Annotated in this window: 3 protein-coding genes; all 3 read left to right on the top strand. The window is 39.3% G+C overall.

The window, feature by feature from the left end; genetic code table 11:
- Positions 1 to 415: GNAT family N-acetyltransferase (locus NZ519_13465; GenBank protein ID MCS7029762.1), on the top strand; the 415-nt coding region annotated here is incomplete at its 5' end.
- Positions 416 to 471: 56 nt separating this feature from the next.
- Positions 472 to 2,154, top strand: a complete 1,683-nt coding sequence (locus tag NZ519_13460; protein ID MCS7029761.1) for a 2Fe-2S iron-sulfur cluster-binding protein — start codon at positions 472 to 474, stop codon at positions 2,152 to 2,154.
- The gene (gene ruvA / locus NZ519_13455) at positions 2,155 to 2,730 is read left to right on the top strand and encodes a Holliday junction branch migration protein RuvA (protein ID MCS7029760.1); all 576 of its coding nucleotides are present in this window, start codon (positions 2,155 to 2,157) and stop codon (positions 2,728 to 2,730) included.
- Positions 2,731 to 2,903 lie beyond the last annotated feature (173 nt).

The following is a 2,903-nucleotide window of genomic DNA, read 5'->3' as shown; positions in this document are numbered from 1 at the left end:
CAATCAAAAACAAACTCAAAGATTTTTTTTCAATTCTTATTTTCAAAACTTAGCTAAAGAATTGTATAATCGTGCATATACAAAAGGTAAAGCTACACTGCTATTAGCTACACAAAAGAATAAAATCATTACGGGAACTCTACTTTTGCACTATAAAAATAGTTGGATAAATTTCTATGGTTTGTCTAAAAACGAACAAGAAAATGAACAAGCAGCTGTAGAAATATTGCTTTGGAACGCTATCCTTTTAGCCAAGCAGAACGGCGCCACAAGATTTGATTTTGAAGGTTCAATGATAGAAGGCGTAGAACGTATTTTTCGTAGGTTTGGGGCTAAACCCGTACCTTATCTTAACATTACTAAAAACGCTTTACCTATTTTTTTACGCTGGCTAAAAAAAAGTGGCACTGTATAAGCTTAAAGATTGTTATTTGTTAGTAATTTCGTATACTTGCATAAATGTAGTACAGTATGCCATCTGTTTTTATTGACAATCAGGAATATACATTTGAAGGCAAAGTAAAAGCCCTTCAATTCATGATAGATAATGGTATAGAAATACCTTATTTTTGCTATCATCCTGCGTTATCCATACCTACGAACTGCCGCATGTGTTTAGTAGAAATGGGAACGCCTAAAATCAATCCACAAACTAAAGAAGTAGAGAAAGATGACAAGGGTAATCCGATTATTTTATGGGGACCTAAACCTGTTACCTCTTGTAACTTAGACCTTACTCCTGGCATGCATATTAAAACCCATAAAACTTCACAAGTTATTGAAAAAGCACAAAAGGGCGTTTTAGAATTTATTTTAATCAATCACCCTTTGGATTGTCCAATTTGCGACCAAGCAGGCGAATGTCCGCTACAAATTAACACCTACAAATACGGACCTGAGGGCAGCCGTTTTGAGTTAGAGAAAGTCCACAAGCCCAAGCGAGTAAAACTTGGCAAAAATGTAATGTTTGATGCAGAACGATGCATCAACTGTACGCGTTGTGTGCGTTTTACAAATGAAATATCAGGTTCAGAGCAGCTTACTGTGATACAGCGCGGGGACCATAATTATATCTCCACAGCTCCAGGTCAAACTTTTGACGACCCTTACTCTATGAACACTATTGACCTTTGTCCCGTAGGTGCGCTTACTTCCACAGACTTTCGCTTCAAAGCAAGAGTATGGGAAATGAACGCCAGCCCAAGCATCTGCACAGGATGTGCTAAAGGATGCAACATAAACGTATGGCTACGAAATAACCAAATTCTACGCTTAACTCCAAGAGAAAACTTACAGGTAAATCAATATTGGTTATGCGATGAAGGGCGCTTAGATTATGCAAAATATGATCTTAATCGCGTTTCAGGGGCTTATATTCAAGGTAACCCTACTACCTTTGAGCAAGCATATTCGCATGTTCAAAAGTTACTTCAAAAAGGAAATGTTTTATTTGTAGGTTCGCCTTATGCTTCGTTAGAAAGTAATTTTGCCCTCAAAAAGCTTGCGCAGCAATACCAAGTCAATTCTATCTTTTACGTACCTAAGGTTCAAATAGGTTGGGGCGATCATTTACTTCGTAAAGATGACCGCACACCGAATACAAACGGCGTCAAACTGCTTGGTTTTATAGAAACTACGGTAGAAAAACTCAAAGAGTTTGTTCAAAGCGGCAGCTATTTTACTTTGTATATTCTTGAAGATGACCATACTTTACAAGCGTTAGTTCCTTATCTCAATAATATTCAAGTTATTACACACAGCTATTGGAATTCTCAAAACTTCAAGCCTGAGGTAATCTTACCTGCGGCTACGCATCTTGAAAGCCACGGAACTTATATCAACATTGACAACCTTGCCCAACTTACTCAACCTGCTAAGCGCATCAAGCAAATGGATCCTGAAACTCTAATGTACATGGCAAAAGGACGCATAGACAAAGCAGGAACTCAATTTGATAAGTGGTATCAAGATACATTTGTCTATGACGTACTACCCTCATGGCGAATGATAAATGCTATATTTGATTTCGGTTTTACTTCTCATAAAGCCATTTTTGAGCAAATGAAAAAAGAAATTGAAGCTTTGCAGCACATTCAGCTTAAAGAGCTCAAACAAAATGCCGTAGCTATGAAATCTTTTGTAGATTGGAGCTAAATGATAGCTTATTTAGAGGGCAAACTAACTCATAAAGAAACTCACTTAGCCATAATTGATGTCAATGGAGTGGGCTATGCTGTGCGCATATCTTTGCACACGTACGAAAAGCTTCCCCCGTTGGAGAGCAAAGTAAAGCTATATACGCATTTGCAGGTACGTGAAGATGCGCACACTTTGTATGGCTTCTTACACCCCGATGAAAAAAATGTATTTGAGTGGCTAATTGGAATCAGTGGTGTAGGAGGTAACACGGCTATTACTTTATTAAGTTGGCTTACGCCGAGTGAGTTAGTAGCGGCTATTCGTAAAAATGATGTCTATACCTTAAAAAATATCAAGGGAATAGGGCAGAAAACAGCTGAACGCATCATTGTAGAGCTTAGGGATAAAGCGGGTAAGATAGACATTAAAGATCAAAACCCACAAAGTAAATTGCGTGAAGAAGCCATTCAAGCTTTGATGATTTTAGGGCTACCCCGAAATGTAGTAGAAAAGCAAGTGGACAGTATTTTATCCACTGCTACACAGGAGTATAAGGTAGAGGATATCATTAAAAAGGTGCTCAAAAAGTAGTTTGTGCAGTTTTATCTGTAAGAAGTTGATGTTGATATTTTTTTGGGCGTGCCCTTGTGGGCATTTCGCTGCGCTCATGCCCACAAGGTCGGCGTGCGACGGGCTACGCTAACGCTTCGGTGCTGCGCTGCGCGGCGCCCCCAGCGGGCCCACCCCCACCCCCAGCCACACCC

The organism is Bacteroidia bacterium (genome assembly GCA_025056095.1).
In the GTDB taxonomy this organism is placed as follows: domain Bacteria; phylum Bacteroidota; class Bacteroidia; order JANWVE01; family JANWVE01; genus JANWVE01.
This window is presented reverse-complemented; position numbering and strand designations above follow the sequence as displayed.

Excerpts from the sequence above, each read along its gene's own strand:
- NZ519_13460 (MCS7029761.1), top strand. The coding sequence starts at position 472 with ATGCCATCTGTTTTTATTGACAATCAGGAATATACATTTGAAGGCAAA.
- ruvA (MCS7029760.1), top strand. The coding sequence starts at position 2,155 with ATGATAGCTTATTTAGAGGGCAAACTAACTCATAAAGAAACTCACTTA.